Here is a 14,917-nt window from a genome sequence, read left to right as displayed (position 1 = left end):
GTCCTTGATTAGGTTGCCGCCACTGCGGGCACGGCGTGCCCCTGGCGTGACAGGTGCTTTACGGACAGGTGCATCCAGATGAGTGACGTCACGACGATCGCAAACAGCAGCAGGAAGCAGCTGGACCAAAGGCCGGTGATGTCCTTGAGCAGGCCGAAAGCGATCGGAAGGATGAAGCCGCCAAGGCCGCCCATCATGCCGACGACGCCGCCGACTGCGCCGACGCTTTCGGGATAGTAGGCGGGAATGTGTTTGTAGACGGCTGCTTTGCCGAGGCTCATGAAGAAGCCGAGCACGAAGATGACGATGATGAAGATTGCCGGCGTGATACCAAGCCCGGGCTCGGATCCGGATGCAGCCGGTAGCGACAGGATGAGGGTAGCGACGGCGGAAACGGCCAGCATCGCGTACATGACGCTTCTTGCGCCCTTCTTGTCGGACAGGACGCCGCCGAATGCTCTAAAGATGCTGCCTGGAACGGAATAGGCCGCCGCAATCATGCCGGCGATTTCCAGATTGAACCCGTAGACGCCGACCAGATAGCGCGGCAACCACAGCGACAAAGCGACAAACCCGCCGAAGGCGAAAAAATAGTAAAGCGAGAAACGCCAGACCTGGATGTTCTTGAGAGGAGTGAATTCTTCAAGGAAGCTCTTGGGTGCGACGCCGCGACAGCGGCGGTCGCGAAAAGCTGGGTCGTCGGTGGTCGAAAACCAGAAGACGACGGCCATCGCCACAAGAACGAGAGCCCAGATTTCAGCAACCGCCTGCCATCCCCAGGCGATGAGCACGAAGGGCGCCGCGAACTTGGTAACCGCGGCTCCGACATTGCCAGCGCCGAAAATCCCCAGCGCAGTACCCTGCTTGTCTGGCGGAAAGAACGGCGAGACATATGCGACACCAACTGCGAAAGAGCCCCCGGCGAGGCCGATCCCGAGTCCAGCAATCAGCATTTCCGTGTAGCTTGTTGCGTAGGAGAGCAGGAAAGTCGCTATGGCCGCTGCCACCATGGTGAGCGTGTAGACCAGACGGCCGCCATAGCGGCTCGTCCATATGCCTAGCACGATCCGGACGAGCGAGCCGGTCAACACGGGGGTGCCGACCAGCAGTCCGAATTCTGCCTCGTTGAGACCGAGTTCCTGTTTGATACGAACGCCTATAATCGCAAAGATCGTCCAGACGGCGAAACAAACGGTGAAGGCGACCGTCGAAATCCACAATGCTCTGGCTGACTCGCCAGCAGACATTGGCTGGGGTTTCTCAGAAAAAGGCATGGCTTCTCCAGGGCCCGACAATGTCGTGCCAATCAATCGGTAAGAGTTAAAACAAAAAGCCGCTGGCCAGGTCGCGCACACAAGAATGCGCGGGATGTCCTGATCAGCGGCTTTGCCTGAGGCGCCCGTCTTTGGACGCCGAAAAATGCGACCTTTCGGCCTCGCTATTATCCATGCAAGAGGCGTGCCAACTCGAAATCGAAGTGGATTTGGCCAATTCTCAGGGTAAATCCGCCTTATTGGTCAGGATGGCCAGGTCGCGACACCCGGCTTCTTCGGTCAAAAATTATGCAATGCATAGAAATTAGGCGTCATGCTATGCCTGCTTTTGAGCAGCAATATACGCATCGACGCAATCGGGATCGAAGAGATTGCCGTCGAAAAAGCCATCGGGACCGAGCGTCATCGTGCCGCTGGAGCCAACTGGCGTCTCCATGCGCAAGGCGCCCTCAACCTTTGAACTTGCAGCAGGCATGGCAACGCCAAGCGCCTTTAGAGCGTTGCGGTAGATATCCGGCCGATAGGTGTTGCCGGCTACGCTCTGATGGGCTGTGGTGTGATCGACGTGGCCCCAGCGGACCATCTGCGTGTAGAACCAAAGTGCGTGGCTCTTCCATGGAAACGTCGCCGCCTTGGCGTGCGGGACGAAGAAGTCGCTGACCGTCTGCGTAGCGTCTCGGCCAATTCTGAGCACGCCGGTAACGGATGGAAGCAGCCACTCCGCAGGACTGTTGATATAGGCCGGACCCGAAAGCAATAGGGCAAGCTCTTCATGATTGGCGGGATCGGCGCACCAGAGTGAGGCATTGTAGAGCGCTCGCAAAAGGGCCACGAGAGCCTCAGGATTGCTATCGCCCCAGCGACTGTTCACCCCGAGCACCTTTTCGGGGCTGGATTTCCAGATTGCTGCCTTGACGGTTGCAATATGGGCGCCGCGTTTGAGGACGCCGAAAGTATTCCATGGTTCTCCAGCACAATAGCCGTCGATCAGGCCCGACCTCAGCGCGTCACCCATATCCTGCGGCGGAAGGGTCGTGATCTCGATCTCGCGCTCCGGATCGATGCCGCTTCCAGAAAGCCAGTAGCGCAATTCGTAGTTATGTCCGGAATAGGGGTGTACGATGCCGAAACGAAGCTTCTCGCCTGCCCGCTGCGATATCACTTTCTTCAGTGCGGCACCGCTTGAGCGCGCATCAAGCGGATCGGTTGCACCATCGTCGGCCATTTCCCGCCACAAGGCGCCCGAAACGGTGACGGCATTTCCGCCGAGTCCGAGCGCCATGGGTACGATCATGCGCGGCGCGGGGGCCATGAGACCTAAATTGCAGGCGATCGGCATGGGGGCAAGAATATGAGCGACTTCGAAATGGCCGACCGCCAGCCTGTCCCTGATCGTTGCCCAGGATCGCTCCCGCACGAGCGTGAGGGCCACTTCCTGCGCTGCAGCAAAGCCCTTCTCTTTGGCGACGACGAGCAGTGCGCTGTCGAGAAGCGGAACGAAGCCCGCGGTGATGTCATGCCTGTTCCTCATACGTCCGCTCCAGGATCAAGCAGGTTTGCCGCGGTGACAAGGCTTTGAGCGATCTCGACGACTTTCCTGTTCTGGTTCATAGCCGTGCGCCGCAATAGCGCGTAGGCTTCGGCTTCCGACAGCCCGCGGGTGCGCATCAGCAACCCCTTGGCGCGATCGATCAGTTTTCGTTTTTCCAACTCGCCGCGTGTTTCTTCCAGTTCTTGGCTCAATCGCGCAAAGGCATTGAAACGACTGATCGCCATCTTGAGGATGGGTCGGACGCGTTCCTGCTTCAGGCCATCGACAATATATGCGGAAACACCCGCCTCGACCGCAGCTTCGATCGAGGCCTCATCGGATTTGTCCACGAACATGGCAATAGGCCTCTTCACCGCACGCGATATCTGGAAGATGCTCTCGAGCATGTCGCGGTTGGGGTTTTCGAGATCGATGACGATGACATCGGGATTGATCTCGGTGATGCGCCTGGCAAGACCATTCATGTCATCGATGATCGTCACCCGGTCGTAACCGGCCTCGAGCAACCCGTCCTCGATGATGGACGCACGAATGCGGTTCTCATCAATGACCAGGACATTCAGACTGTTAGCTTTCATGAGACCGCGGGTTATTGGTATTCATTGGCAACAGCGCGCCGATGATGCAGGAGCCAAGGACACGAGGCCGCAGATGCGCGAAGACAGACACAAAATCAAGTAATATCTTGGTTGCTCAATCTCGAGGAGTCGACCACGGTATCTGCGCAGCGCCAATCGTTGTGAGCTACTCCGCGGCTTCAACGAAGCGGTGACGTTCGTAAAGAAACTTCAACACCGCCTCGCGGCATTTGAGGTATGTGCGGTCCGAAGCGAGTTCGATGCGGTTGCGCGGCTTTTCGATCGGCACGTCGAGGATTTCACCGATCTTGGCCGCGGGTCCGTTGGTCATCATCACGATGCGGTCAGAGAGCAGCACGGCCTCGTCGACATCGTGTGTGATCATCACCATCGTGTTGCCGAGACGTGCGTGGATATCCATCACCGCATCCTGCAGATGGGCACGCGTCAGCGCGTCGAGTGCACCGAAGGGTTCGTCGAGCAGCAGGATTTTCGGCTCCATCGACAGCGCACGGGCAATGCCGACACGCTGCTTCATGCCGCCGGAAATCTCAGCGGGCCGCTTGTCCTTGGCATGGGCCATCTGGACGAGATCAAGATTGGCCATGACCCATTCGTGACGCTCCGCCCTGCTCTTCGAACTGCTGAAGACCTTGGAAACGGCCAGGTTGACGTTCTCATAGACGGTGAGCCAGGGAAGCAGGCTGTGGTTCTGGAACACGACGGCGCGTTCGGGACCGGGCGCATTGACTTCCCGGTTTTCGAGAAGCACGGCACCGGCCGAAACCGGCGTCAATCCGGCGATCAGGTTCAAAAGCGTGGATTTGCCGCAACCGGAGTGGCCGATGATCGATACATACTCACCCTTGGCAATCGTCAGGCTGATGCCCTTCAGCACTTCGGCGCGCGTTCCGGCCCGGTCAAAATGCTTGTCGACATGGTCGAGCTTGAGATAGGCAGTCATGGTCGTTCCTTTCAGTTTGCCGAAGCGCCACGGGTGATCAGTCGGCCTGAGGCGGCCACCAGCTTGTCGAGCGCGAAACCGACGACGCCGATATAGGCCAGGGCGACGATGATGTCCGGCAAGCGCGACGAATTCCACGCATCCCAGATGAAGAAGCCGATACCGACGCCGCCGGTCAGCATCTCGGCTGCGACGATGGCAAGCCACGACAGACCGACGCCGATACGAAGGCCGGTAAAGATGTAGGGCGCCGCCGATGGCAGCATGATCTTGAAGAAGAATTCGAAGTGATTGAGTCGCAGCACCTGCGCCACGTTGCGGTAGTCCTGCGGAATATTGCGCACACCAACGGCCGTGTTGATGATCACTGGCCAGATGGAGGTGATGAAGATTACGAAGATTGCTGAAGGATTGGAATCTTGAAAGGCGGCGAGCGACAGCGGCAGCCAGGCAAGTGGCGGGACAGTGCGCAAGACCTGAAAGATCGGATCGAGCCCGCGCATGGCCCAAATGGATTGACCAATGACGGCGCCGATGACGACACCCGAAATCGCGGCAAGACCGAAACCGTAGGCGACGCGCTGCAGCGAGATAATGACGCGCCAGCCAAGCCCGATGTCCTGGGAGCCGTAATTGAAGAAGGGATAAGCAATCAGATCGAAGCTTTCCTGCCAGACCCGGTGGGGAGAGGGCAGCGAGGCGTCGGGCGACGAACAGAGCACCTGCCAGACGGTCAGAATAATCGTAAGCACGACAAGCGGCGGCACGATGGTGCGTGCGGCCACCATCGCAACGTCGCGGACATTGATCCGGGGTGCCGGCTGTCTTGCAAGGCGCACGACATTTGCAGCCTTCGGCGCAGTCTTTGCCGGTATGGGTTTGTTCTTTGCCAGGGCGGACATGGGGCGCTCCTCGTCGTGAATAAAAGGCCGGCGCGCCTGTCGCGCGCCGGAGGTGGGGATCAGGATGCGGCCTTGATGGCAAGGCTATCGAGATAGGCGGACGGATTTTCCGGATCGAAGACCTTGCCGTCGAAGAAGGTTTCCTTGCCCCGGGACGGAGAAGAGGGGATGTCGGCGGCAGCGACACCCAGCGCCTTGGCCGCATCGCGCCAGAGATCCTCCCGGTTGACCTGGTCGACGAGAGCCTTGATGTCGGTATCAGGGGCGAACTTGCCCCAGCGAACGTTCTCGGCCATGAACCAGGTATCGTGGCTCTTGAAGGGATAGGAAGCGCCGCCTGCCCAGAACTTCATGTAAAGATCGGTGCCATGGACGACACGGCCGTTGCCGTAGTTGATGTCTCCCTTGAGGCGGCCAAGGACGTCCTTCGGCGGCACGTTGAACCATTGGCGCTTGCCGAGGATTGTTGCCATCTCCTCCTTGTTGTCCATGCTGTCGCACCATTGCTGGGCTTCCATCACGGCCATCAGCAGGGCTCTTGTGGCATTCGGGTTCTTCTCGACCCAGTCGGCGCGCATGCCGAGCGCCTTTTCAGGATGTCCCTTCCAGAGTTCGCCGGTCGTTGCTGCGGTAAAGCCGATGCCCTGATTGACGAGCTGCTCGTTCCATGGCTCGCCGACACAGAAGACGTCCATGTTGCCGACCTTCATGTTTGCCACCATTTGCGGCGGCGGCACGACGATGGTGGAGACGTCCTTGTCCGGATCGATACCGCCGGCGGCGAGCCAGTAGCGGATCCAAAGGTCGTGGGTGCCGCCGGGGAAGGTCATTGCGGCCTTCACTTCCTTGCCTTCGGCCTTCTTTTTTTCGAAGGCCGCCTTCAGCTTGGATGCGTCGAGCTGGACGCCGGTATCGGCATATTCCTTGGCGACGGAAATGCCCTGGCTGTCGTAATTCAGGCGGGCGAGCAGGGCCATCGGTACCGGCTGATTGTTCTGCGTCACTTTGCCCGTATGCATGAGATAGGGCAGCGGCGAAAGGATATGAGCACCGTCGATCCCGTTCGAGGCACCGCCGAGAACGAGATTGTCGCGTGTTGCGCCCCAGGAAGCCTGCTTGGCGACCTCGACATCGGCAAGGCCGTGTTTTTCGAAAAGGCCCTTCTCCTTGGCGACGATCAACGCGGCAGCGTCGGTCAGCGCGATAAAGCCAAGTTTGGCGCCCGTAACTTCAGGTGCTGCGGCTGCTGCAAAAGCGCCGGAGGGAAAAGCCGTGCGGACTGCGCCGATCAAGGCAGCCGCGGCGGTTGTTTTCAGGAGGCTGCGGCGGCTCATGCCGCTCGTAAGGATCTTGTTCATGCGCTGGTTCCCCTTGTTGGTCGTCGCAGGAATGTTCGGGAATAAAAAAACGCCGCCCGGAAATTGCGTCTGCGGGAAGGGAGAGTTCCCGGACAGCAAAAACCGTGCGACGTCGATGTCTTTTGCAAGCGCTTATCGCGCGCTTGTCCGCCAAGATCGCCATTGATCCGGGCAAGGTTTCTCCTGCAAGCCCCGTGCCAGTTTTTGAAGTGAACTTTAGATCATTGAAATTAAATCAAGTTCTGCGCTTTAAGCGCCTATGCACAAATTTTGAGCTTATACCAATCCTGCGTATATTTTGTGCTAATGCTATTTCTCGTGCGCGGGCGGCTGCCAGCCTTTTGTGCAAAGCAAAAAGGAAATCAGGCCTCGTGCGCATCCGGTGCAAAGGGTAGGGTGCTGCGAACCGCAAATCCGCGGACATACTCCACGAGCCGCGCCGGATCGAAAGGGCGGCCGTCCATGAAGCGGTCTTGGTCGTTGTCGCCTTCGATGCGGATATCGGCATCCTGAGGCGTGCGCGTCTCCCCGAGTGCCGTCCTGTAGAGGTCGGGGCGATAGGCGGAAGCTGCCGCGCGCGCGCTGTTCAGGCTGATTGACGCCTGTCCCCAGCGGACCATCTGGCTATAGATCCACAATGCTTGGCTCGGCCTTGGGTAGTTTGCAAAGCCGCCATGGAACAGGAAGTAGTTATTGATGACGCGGCGGTTGCCCTTGGCATCCAGGCTGAACTCGCCGGCAAGCACATATCGGATAATGTCGACGGGTGCTGCAATATAGCGCTGATCGGCCAGTAGCGCGGCCAAGGCATCGTGGTTTGCGGCATCGTCGCACCAGCGTGCTGCGGCATCGAGCGCCACGATCAGCCGGGAGACCGTTTCCGGATGGCTCTCTGCCCAATCCGGCCGCATGCCGACGACCTTTTCCGGGGCTGACGGCCAGATATCCTGTTTTGTCGCAACGATCCGACCGACACCGCGCTCAGACGCCACCATGTTCCACGGCGCGCCGACACAGAAGCCGTCGATCGCGCCGGCGGCCAGAGCGTCGGAGGTGAGTGGCGGCGGGACGACGACGAGCTTCACGTCCTTGTCGGGATCAATGCCGCCTGCGGCCAGCCAGTAGCGGAATTCGTAGTTGTGCGAGGAAAAGGGATAGGTCATCCCGAGAGTCGGCACCGGCTCGCCGGTCAGCCGCATCTGGTTCAGCACCAATGCAAAGGCGCGCGCGCTTTCGAGGGCGCTGGCTTCCTCGGAAAGACCTGCGGTTTCGCGCATCCGTTCGAAGAGGCGCGTCGAAAGGGTGATCGCATTGCCGCCGCGCCCGAGCGAAAAGGGTGTGATGGTCGGCGAAGGGTTCGAGCCCAGTCCAAGTGCTGCCGCAACAGGCATCGGTGAGAGCATATGGGCTATATCAAACTGGCGAAAGGCCAGGCGGTCGCGAACATTCGCCCATGAAACGTCTCTGACGAGATCGAGGGTCAGGCCCTCCTTCTCGGCAAATCCGAATTCAGCGGCCGCAATCAGCACCGAGGCGTCGACCAAGGGAATAAAGCCGGCGCGAAGAACACGCGGGCCCTCGCTGCTGAGTTTTGAAGGCGCAGAGACGCGTCCTTGCTGTGTGTCTATTTTCGTCACCGCATTCACTCCGCAGTCCTCCGGACAATCGATTGGCCGTGGCGGCGGGTCACATCAGCAACCCTGCGGCCGTCACGACGCTTTGTGCGATTTCGGACATCTTCTTCTTCTCGTTCATCGCCGTCTGGCGCAGCAGAGCGAATGCCTGTTCCTCCGAAAGGCCGCGCATCTTCATCAGGATGCCTTTGGCCCGCTCGACGACCTTGCGCTCTTCGAGTGCCGATTTTGCGTCGGCGAGCTCCCGCTGCAGGCGGCTGAAGGCATTGAACCGGCTGACGGCCATATCGAGAATGGGTTTGACCCGCTCCTTTTTCAGACCGTCGACGATATAGGCAGAGACGCCGGCATCTACGGCCGCTTCGATGGAAGCCGTATCGGACCGATCGACGAACATCGCGATCGGCCGACTGACCGTTCGTGTCAGCTGGAACAGGTGCTCCATCATGTCGCGGTTCGGATTCTCGATGTCGATGATGATAACGTCCGGTTTCAGTGTTTCGATGATGCGTGCGACGCCCTGGACTTCGTGAATGACGGTGACCCGCGTGTGGCCGGCCTCCTGCAAGCCCTCCTCGATAATCGAGGCGCGGATTGCATTTTCATCTATGACCAGAATTGTCAGGTCGAAACGGCTCATGCGCCGTTTATGACGCACCGCAATAAAACAGGCAAGTTAAAAGCCGCAAAAATAAGCATTATGTAATAATGCACAAAAAATACGCGGTTTAGGCATCCCCAGCCTTCGCAGGCCGATGGTTTGAAGCGCCTTTATCGGGTTCCACGAGCGGCGAGCCTGTGGGGAGTCGGCGATCGGATGTCGGCGATAGGTCCGATGCTCAACCCACATCCGCTGGAGCCGGCGGCAATGGCGAACCCTGGAAGCCATTTCCCCGATGGCTGGGGTGCCGTCCCAATTTTATCCTGTCCAAGCTGCCAGCTGGCACCACCACCCCCCAGTTCCGCTCGAGTTCCGGCACCAATCGGGGGCAGGCTCGATGTTCCAGCTGAGGCCGTCGATCGAAAGCCTGGCCGAGAAGGACAGAGCTGGAGTTCGTGAAGGGTCAGCATTTTCTACTGCCCTTGCGCGATCGTGCAACCGTTTATGCTTGTCAGGGCAAGCGCACAGATAATGACAGGAGGGACTTATATGCTATGGTCGGATCGGCATGGCGCAGCATTTTCTGCTGCGGTTGCCGATCGATGAAACCAGTTAAGGCAGGGCTCACATGAAACTCGATCGGATCGACATCAAGATTCTCTATGAGCTGCAGAAAAATGGCCGTATCACCAATGTCGAGCTTGCCGAACTGGTCAATCTTTCGCCAAGCCCTTGCCTCATGCGCGTGAAGAAGCTGCAGTCAGAGGGCTATATTATCGGCTATTGCGCCCAGGTGAATGTCGGCAAGCTTGGTCAGACCCTCACGGTCTTCACCGAGGTTACCCTCAAGAACCACAGGCAGATCGATTTCGCCCGCTTCCTTGCGGCAGTCGAGAAGATCGACCAGGTGATCGAATGCCACCTGGTCTCCGGTGGCTACGACTATATGCTGAAGTTCGTAACAGCGGGCATCGGCGAGTACCAGACCATTATGGAGCGGCTAACGGACATGGACATCGGCATTGACAAGTATTTCAGCTTCGTGGTGCTGAAATCACCGATCGTCAAGGCCCACATGCCGCTGACCAGCCTCTTTCCGGTGTAGATGCTGGCAGTGTCTCAGCGCAGCGCCGGCATTAGGCACGCACGAGTTTCGGCTCCTGCTCAAGTCCATCGAGCCGGGTTGGATCGAGTTTCGGCACGCAGGCTGTCGGAAGGTGTCTGTTCCACGCAACTTGAAGATGCCTGACCGCGGGGTTGTCACAGGTTTTCGGGATTACCCGTGAGAAAAAGGGAAAGGCTTTGAAACTGACGTCATCGATCAGGCCGATCGCCTGTAATGTCGGATCGACGATATGTAACATACTATCGAGCGTCGTTTGAACTATGCGCGCTGGCGCGGTGAACGCGCCATCAGCTGCGCGTAGGCAATCGCCGATAGCATGTTGGCGTGATTTGCCTTTCCGGTGCCAGCAATATCGAAGGCGGTGCCGTGATCGACGGAGACGCGGTCGATTGGAAGACCGAGCGACACATTGACGGCGGTTTCGAAGGCGACGAGCTTGATCGGAATGTGGCCCTGGTCGTGATACTGGGCAATTACCAGATCGAAGGCGCCGTTATAGGCACGCGCAAAGACGGTATCGGCTGAAATCGGGCCAACCACGTCAATGCCCTTAGCTTGAGCCAGTTCGACCGCAGGCGTCAGAAACTCCATGTCTTCCGTGCCGAAGAGGCCGTTTTCGCCGCAATGCGGGTTGATGCCGGCAACGGCGATCCGTGGTTTCTTGCCAAGGCGCACAAAGTGGTTATGGCCCGCTTCGATCGTTGCAATGACGCGGTCCGTCTTGGCGCGCTCGATGGCACCTCGCAGCGAGACATGCGTCGAAACATGGATCGTATTAAGGCGCTCCGAGGCAAGCAGCATGAACGAACTCCTCGAGCCGGTCAGATGCGCAAGCAGGCCGGTGTGGCCGTCGAAATGATGCCCGGCAAGGTTCATTGCCTCCTTGTTGATCGGCGCCGTGACGATCACGTCGGCATCGCCCGACATCGCAAGCTCGACGGCGCGGCTGATGTAGCGAACGCAAGCGTCGCCTGCGACGGGGCTGATTTTGCCGATTTCGGGAAGGCTGCCGTCAAGCGCCACCTCGTCGAGGGCAATCGTCGATCCGTCTTCCGATGCAGAGGGCGCAAAGCGCAGGTCGATGCCGGTCGTGCGGCAGGCCCGCTGCAGTGCATTGCTACTGCCGACGATGACGAAATCGCGGCGCTCATGTCTTGGCATTGCCGCAAGCGCTTTGACGATGACTTCCGGGCCAACGCCTGCCGGATCGCCGAGCGTGACTGCGACTTTCGCATTTTTGACCATCAGTCAATTTCCCTTTGCAAGGGCCGGCCTAGAAGGCGGCTTCATAGATCGAGCGGATGTCGTCGCGTGTCAGATCACGCGGATTATTATCGAGCAGGCGGCGGATGGCAAAGGCATCATCGGCCATCTCGTCCAGGCTGCTTTCAGGCACACCCAAACCCGACAGCTTCATCTCGATGCCGAGTTCTGCGCAAAACTCATAGGCGGCTGAGAAGACGGTTTTGATCTCAGCGGAGGCGGGATGGCCGAGAGCTTCCAGGACAGCCTTGGTCTTGGCCGGAACCGACGGTGTGTTGAAAGCCAGCACATGCGGGAAGATCAGTGCATTTGCAGCGCCATGGGCGACATGCCAGCGCGTGCCGAGCGGATAGGCGAGGGCGTGGCCGCCGGCCGTATTGACCGGTCCCAGGCAGAAGCCGCCATAAAGGGAGGCGAGCGACAAGCCAGCGCGCGCTTCTGCATCGGCGCCGTCCCTGACAGCACGTTCCAGATATTTGCCAACGAGCCGCGTGCCTTCGATCGCGTAGATATCGATCATCGGATGCGCCTTGCGATTGGTAAAGGCCTCCACGCAATGCGCCATTGCATCCACTCCGGTCGCAGCCGTCGTGCGGGGCGGAACGGTAAAGGAAAGCGCCGGATCGACGACGGCGATATCGGCAAGCATGTAGACGCTTTCGACGGCAAGTTTCGCCATCGTTTCGGGATCGGTTACCAGCGCGCGGATACCCGCCTCGCTGCCGGTTCCAGATGTCGTTGGCACTTGTGCGAGAGCCACTTTGCGCGGGCCTTGAACCATGTTCGCTCCGACGACCTCGCGCAGGCTTTGCGGCGAACCGGCAAGCACGGAGGCGAGCTTGGCAAGGTCCATGGCGCTGCCGCCGCCGAAGCCGACGACGAGTTCTGCCCGGGCGGCTTCGGCGGCACTCAGCACCTTGTCGAGATTGCCGATGTCGGGTTCCGGAATGACATTTCCAAACACTTCGACCTTGCCCTGGATCTCGAGGGCATCGACGCGCGAAGCGTTGAAGGCATCCGAAATGACGAGCGTGCGGGTGTAGCCTTTCTCTGCGGCCCATTTGCCGAGCCTGCCGGCCGTGCCGATGCCGAACTCGATGATGTTCGGCCTGATGGTCGTGATAGGCGAACCCAGACTGGCCATGAAAGCGGCTCCTCCCTAACAAAAAACGGCCGATCACCGTCAAGGATGTAAAGTTGTTATATCAGCCGCCTGTTTCTGGCAAGAAAAATGCTCAGGACATCTCGAAAGATCGTCAAAAGGCTGAATGGGTGAAGACTAGAAAAGAGCGCAGCATTATACAACCACTTGAATTTATTTAATAATGATGGAACATCATTCGCTGACGCGGACGCGCTGGCACCGATGGATAGTGCCCACGCGGTTTGAACGTATATTTGTCAATATCGGCGGTGAGCTGGCTAGCCGAGTGCCTCAGCCGGAAGCCGGACATATTTGATTGCCCGACGATAATAGGTATAGGCGATGTGCAGCGTTCCGTCCGGGCCTTCAACGATTGAGGGATAGGAGAATTCGCGATTGAGCGAATCCCTGGAATTGTTGCTGAGGCAATAGCCGTCGCCGGTATCAAGATCGATCAGGCGATGAAAGTCTGCACCGCCGTTGTCGGAAAGGGCAAGGCTGAGAGGCGCGCGCGACACGCCCCATATTGCTTTGCGGCCCGATGTGACCGGCTCAGTGGCGCCCATTTCAGATTGATCGCTTTCGATCTCGTCGTAAAGCGACCGGCGTCGCGCCGTGGAAGTCTCGGCACTACTGTGGTTGTAAACCATTGCAATCCTGTCGTCCTTCAGCAAAACAGCCTGAATGGACGAGTTGTTGTTTGGCAGGTTGATAGGTCGTGGACGGGACCAGCTTTCGCCGTCGTCTTCGGATGCAGCCGAGAGGACGTTTAGCGCAAAGCGGTTGCGGAAGAAGGCTATCATCCTGCCCTTGCCGAGCGCCAGAATGTTCATATGGACTGCGCCGAGGCTGTCAGGAACGTCGGTCATGGTCCAGGACTGACCCTGATCGCGGGATATCAGCACACCTGCGGTGTCTACATCACCGCTCCAGCGTTGGCCCGGTAGGCTGACGCAGCGGAATGCCGGCAGAAGCCAGTCTCCTTTGGAATTTGTCACGATCGGTTGGCGGACGAAGGTTCCGGGCAAATCGCAAAGAAGCCGGACCGGTCCGAACGTTTTTCCGTCGTCGCGAGATATTCGGCATTTGACAACCGCGCCATCCTGATCGCCCGAAGTCTGCGAAGTGTAAAGCAGCCAGACGGTCCTGTCCGGTGCATTGAAAATCAATGGGTTCTGCTCGGACTTTGAAGGGTCGTCTGAAAGTTTCTGCGGCTCGGACCATTGCGCTGTTCCTGGTGCGAGCTTCGACATGTAAACCGCTATGTCGCCCATGCCCTCCATCGTGCCGCCGAACCAGACGCAGCTCAAGGTGCCGCCGGGGAGAAAAGCGAGGTTGGCGGCATGATTTTGGATGCATGGCGAGGGCAGGTAGGCGTCTGCGCGGCCAGCGTGAGCGGAATTCGGCCGGATCAGGCCGTTCATCAATGCGGGGATCTTTTCCGGCGGCAAAGCTGTCAAGCTCATGAGGTTCTCCTTATGGCAACTGCGCATAGTTTTCGGACAAAGCCGCATACTCGGCGTCGTTGAGCGCCACCAGCGGCGGGCGGGTGCGCTTCCACGCACTGTCACCCGTCTTGAGGCCGACCATGGCTTTGATCGCCGGGATCTGTGCATAGGAATTCGAAACCGTGCGATAGGCATTGATGCGCTCTTGTGCCTTATCGACCTGTGCGGCGCGTGTCGCATCGAAAACGTTGTCATAGACGGTGCGGAGCGAAGAGGCGACCAGATTGGACGTTGCCGTAATACAGCCGGCGCCACCTGCCTTCAACAAAGGCAGCAGCAATGGGTCTGCGCCGCAAAGCACCGAAAAGCCCGGATGGGCGGAGATGATTGCCTGCATGTTATTGAAATCGCCAGCCGATTCCTTGATGCCAACCACGGTTTCGGGGAAGGCATCGATCAGTCTGCCGATCAACGGGATCGAGATCGCAATGCCAGAGACCTGCGGTATATGATAGAGAATGACGCGCAGGCGACTGTCGTTCACCCGGTTTAGAATCTGGAAATAGGCATTGAAGAGGCCATCGTCCGATACGCCCTTGTAGTAGAAGGGTGGCAACATCACGACTTTGGTCACGCCGAGCGAAAGCGCATGGTTGGTGAGCTCGATGGTTTCGGGAATGGCGGCAACGCCGGTCCCCGGCAGAAGGTTTTCGGCCGGAACGCCGGCTTTCAGGGCCGCTTCAAGAATGGTGCGCCGTTCGGCGAGCGAGAATGAATTCGCTTCGCCTGTCGTGCCAAGAAGCGCCACACCGTGACATCCCTCCGAAAGCAGACGTTGGCAATGCTCGGTGAAAAGGCCAAGATCCGGGCTGCCGTCAGCGTTGAGAGGCGTGGTTGCGGCGCTGAAGACGCCTGTAATCTTATGATTGCTCATCTTTTTCCTCCTCGTCGAAGCGACAGCGCCTGTATACGCTTTTTGCCGCAGTGTTTTGTCCACAGGAGAAAGTTGTTGTCAATCTTACAAGCTGCACGTTGAAGCCAACCTTAGATCAAGGTGTTGTTATAATGGGAAA

The 14,917-nt window shown here is 58.6% G+C and carries 13 protein-coding genes; 1 reads left to right on the top strand and 12 read right to left on the bottom strand.

Translation table 11 applies throughout. The features are described from left to right. Positions 1-8: 8 nt before the first annotated feature. From EV130_RS17245 to EV130_RS17210, 8 genes are all read right to left on the bottom strand, one after another. On the bottom strand, positions 9-1,274 hold the full coding sequence (locus EV130_RS17245) for an MFS transporter (protein ID WP_074064356.1): 1,266 nt from the start codon (positions 1,272-1,274) through the stop codon (positions 9-11). 316 nt (positions 1,275-1,590) lie between these two features. Beyond that, complete coding sequence (locus EV130_RS17240; protein ID WP_132660914.1) at positions 1,591-2,805, bottom strand: CmpA/NrtA family ABC transporter substrate-binding protein; 1,215 nt, start codon at positions 2,803-2,805, stop codon at positions 1,591-1,593. Continuing rightward, positions 2,802-3,404, bottom strand: coding sequence for an ANTAR domain-containing response regulator (locus EV130_RS17235; RefSeq protein ID WP_074064358.1), 603 nt, complete (start codon positions 3,402-3,404; stop codon positions 2,802-2,804). Before EV130_RS17235 ends, EV130_RS17240 begins: the two co-directional genes overlap by 4 nt. 166 nt (positions 3,405-3,570) lie before the next feature. Further along, positions 3,571-4,368, bottom strand: a complete 798-nt coding sequence (locus EV130_RS17230) for an ABC transporter ATP-binding protein (protein ID WP_074064359.1) — start codon at positions 4,366-4,368, stop codon at positions 3,571-3,573. Between the two features lie 11 nt (positions 4,369-4,379). Next, positions 4,380-5,270: a nitrate ABC transporter permease gene (gene ntrB, locus EV130_RS17225; protein WP_074064360.1), complete on the bottom strand. Its 891-nt coding sequence runs from the start codon at positions 5,268-5,270 to the stop codon at positions 4,380-4,382. A 59-nt stretch (positions 5,271-5,329) separates the two neighbouring features. Beyond that, positions 5,330-6,628 (bottom strand): CmpA/NrtA family ABC transporter substrate-binding protein, encoded by a 1,299-nt coding sequence (locus EV130_RS17220; RefSeq protein WP_074065630.1) that lies wholly within the window; start codon positions 6,626-6,628, stop codon positions 5,330-5,332. Between the two features lie 362 nt (positions 6,629-6,990). Continuing rightward, positions 6,991-8,265: a CmpA/NrtA family ABC transporter substrate-binding protein gene (locus EV130_RS17215; RefSeq protein ID WP_132550840.1), complete on the bottom strand. Its 1,275-nt coding sequence runs from the start codon at positions 8,263-8,265 to the stop codon at positions 6,991-6,993. A gap of 49 nt (positions 8,266-8,314) precedes the next feature. Then, a complete protein-coding gene (locus EV130_RS17210) occupies positions 8,315-8,902 on the bottom strand; it encodes an ANTAR domain-containing response regulator (RefSeq protein ID WP_074064362.1) in 588 nt (195 codons plus the stop codon). Positions 8,903-9,491: 589 nt separating this feature from the next. On the opposite strand from EV130_RS17210, the gene EV130_RS17205 reads away from it, so the two are divergent. After that, complete coding sequence (locus tag EV130_RS17205; protein WP_074064363.1) at positions 9,492-9,968, top strand: Lrp/AsnC family transcriptional regulator; 477 nt, start codon at positions 9,492-9,494, stop codon at positions 9,966-9,968. Positions 9,969-10,247: 279 nt separating this feature from the next. Here EV130_RS17205 and pdxA read toward each other — a convergent pair whose 3' ends face one another. The 4 genes from pdxA to EV130_RS17185 form a co-directional block, all read right to left on the bottom strand. After that, positions 10,248-11,234 carry a 4-hydroxythreonine-4-phosphate dehydrogenase PdxA gene (pdxA, locus tag EV130_RS17200; protein ID WP_074064365.1) on the bottom strand — a complete coding sequence of 329 codons (987 nt, stop codon included), beginning with the start codon at positions 11,232-11,234 and terminating at the stop codon, positions 10,248-10,250. 28 nt (positions 11,235-11,262) lie between these two features. After that, positions 11,263-12,396, bottom strand: coding sequence for an iron-containing alcohol dehydrogenase (locus EV130_RS17195; RefSeq protein ID WP_074064366.1), 1,134 nt, complete (start codon positions 12,394-12,396; stop codon positions 11,263-11,265). 278 nt (positions 12,397-12,674) lie between these two features. Beyond that, on the bottom strand, positions 12,675-13,862 hold the full coding sequence (locus tag EV130_RS17190; protein ID WP_074064367.1) for a sialidase family protein: 1,188 nt from the start codon (positions 13,860-13,862) through the stop codon (positions 12,675-12,677). 10 nt (positions 13,863-13,872) lie between these two features. After that, a complete protein-coding gene (locus EV130_RS17185; RefSeq protein WP_132550838.1) occupies positions 13,873-14,778 on the bottom strand; it encodes a dihydrodipicolinate synthase family protein in 906 nt (301 codons plus the stop codon). Between the last annotated feature and the right edge of the window lie 139 nt (positions 14,779-14,917).

This window comes from Rhizobium azibense (assembly GCF_004342325.1).
Taxonomy (GTDB): Bacteria; Pseudomonadota; Alphaproteobacteria; order Rhizobiales; family Rhizobiaceae; genus Rhizobium; species Rhizobium etli_B.
The sequence above is the reverse complement of the archived record's forward strand: the minus strand, read 5'-3'. Positions and strand labels throughout refer to the sequence as shown.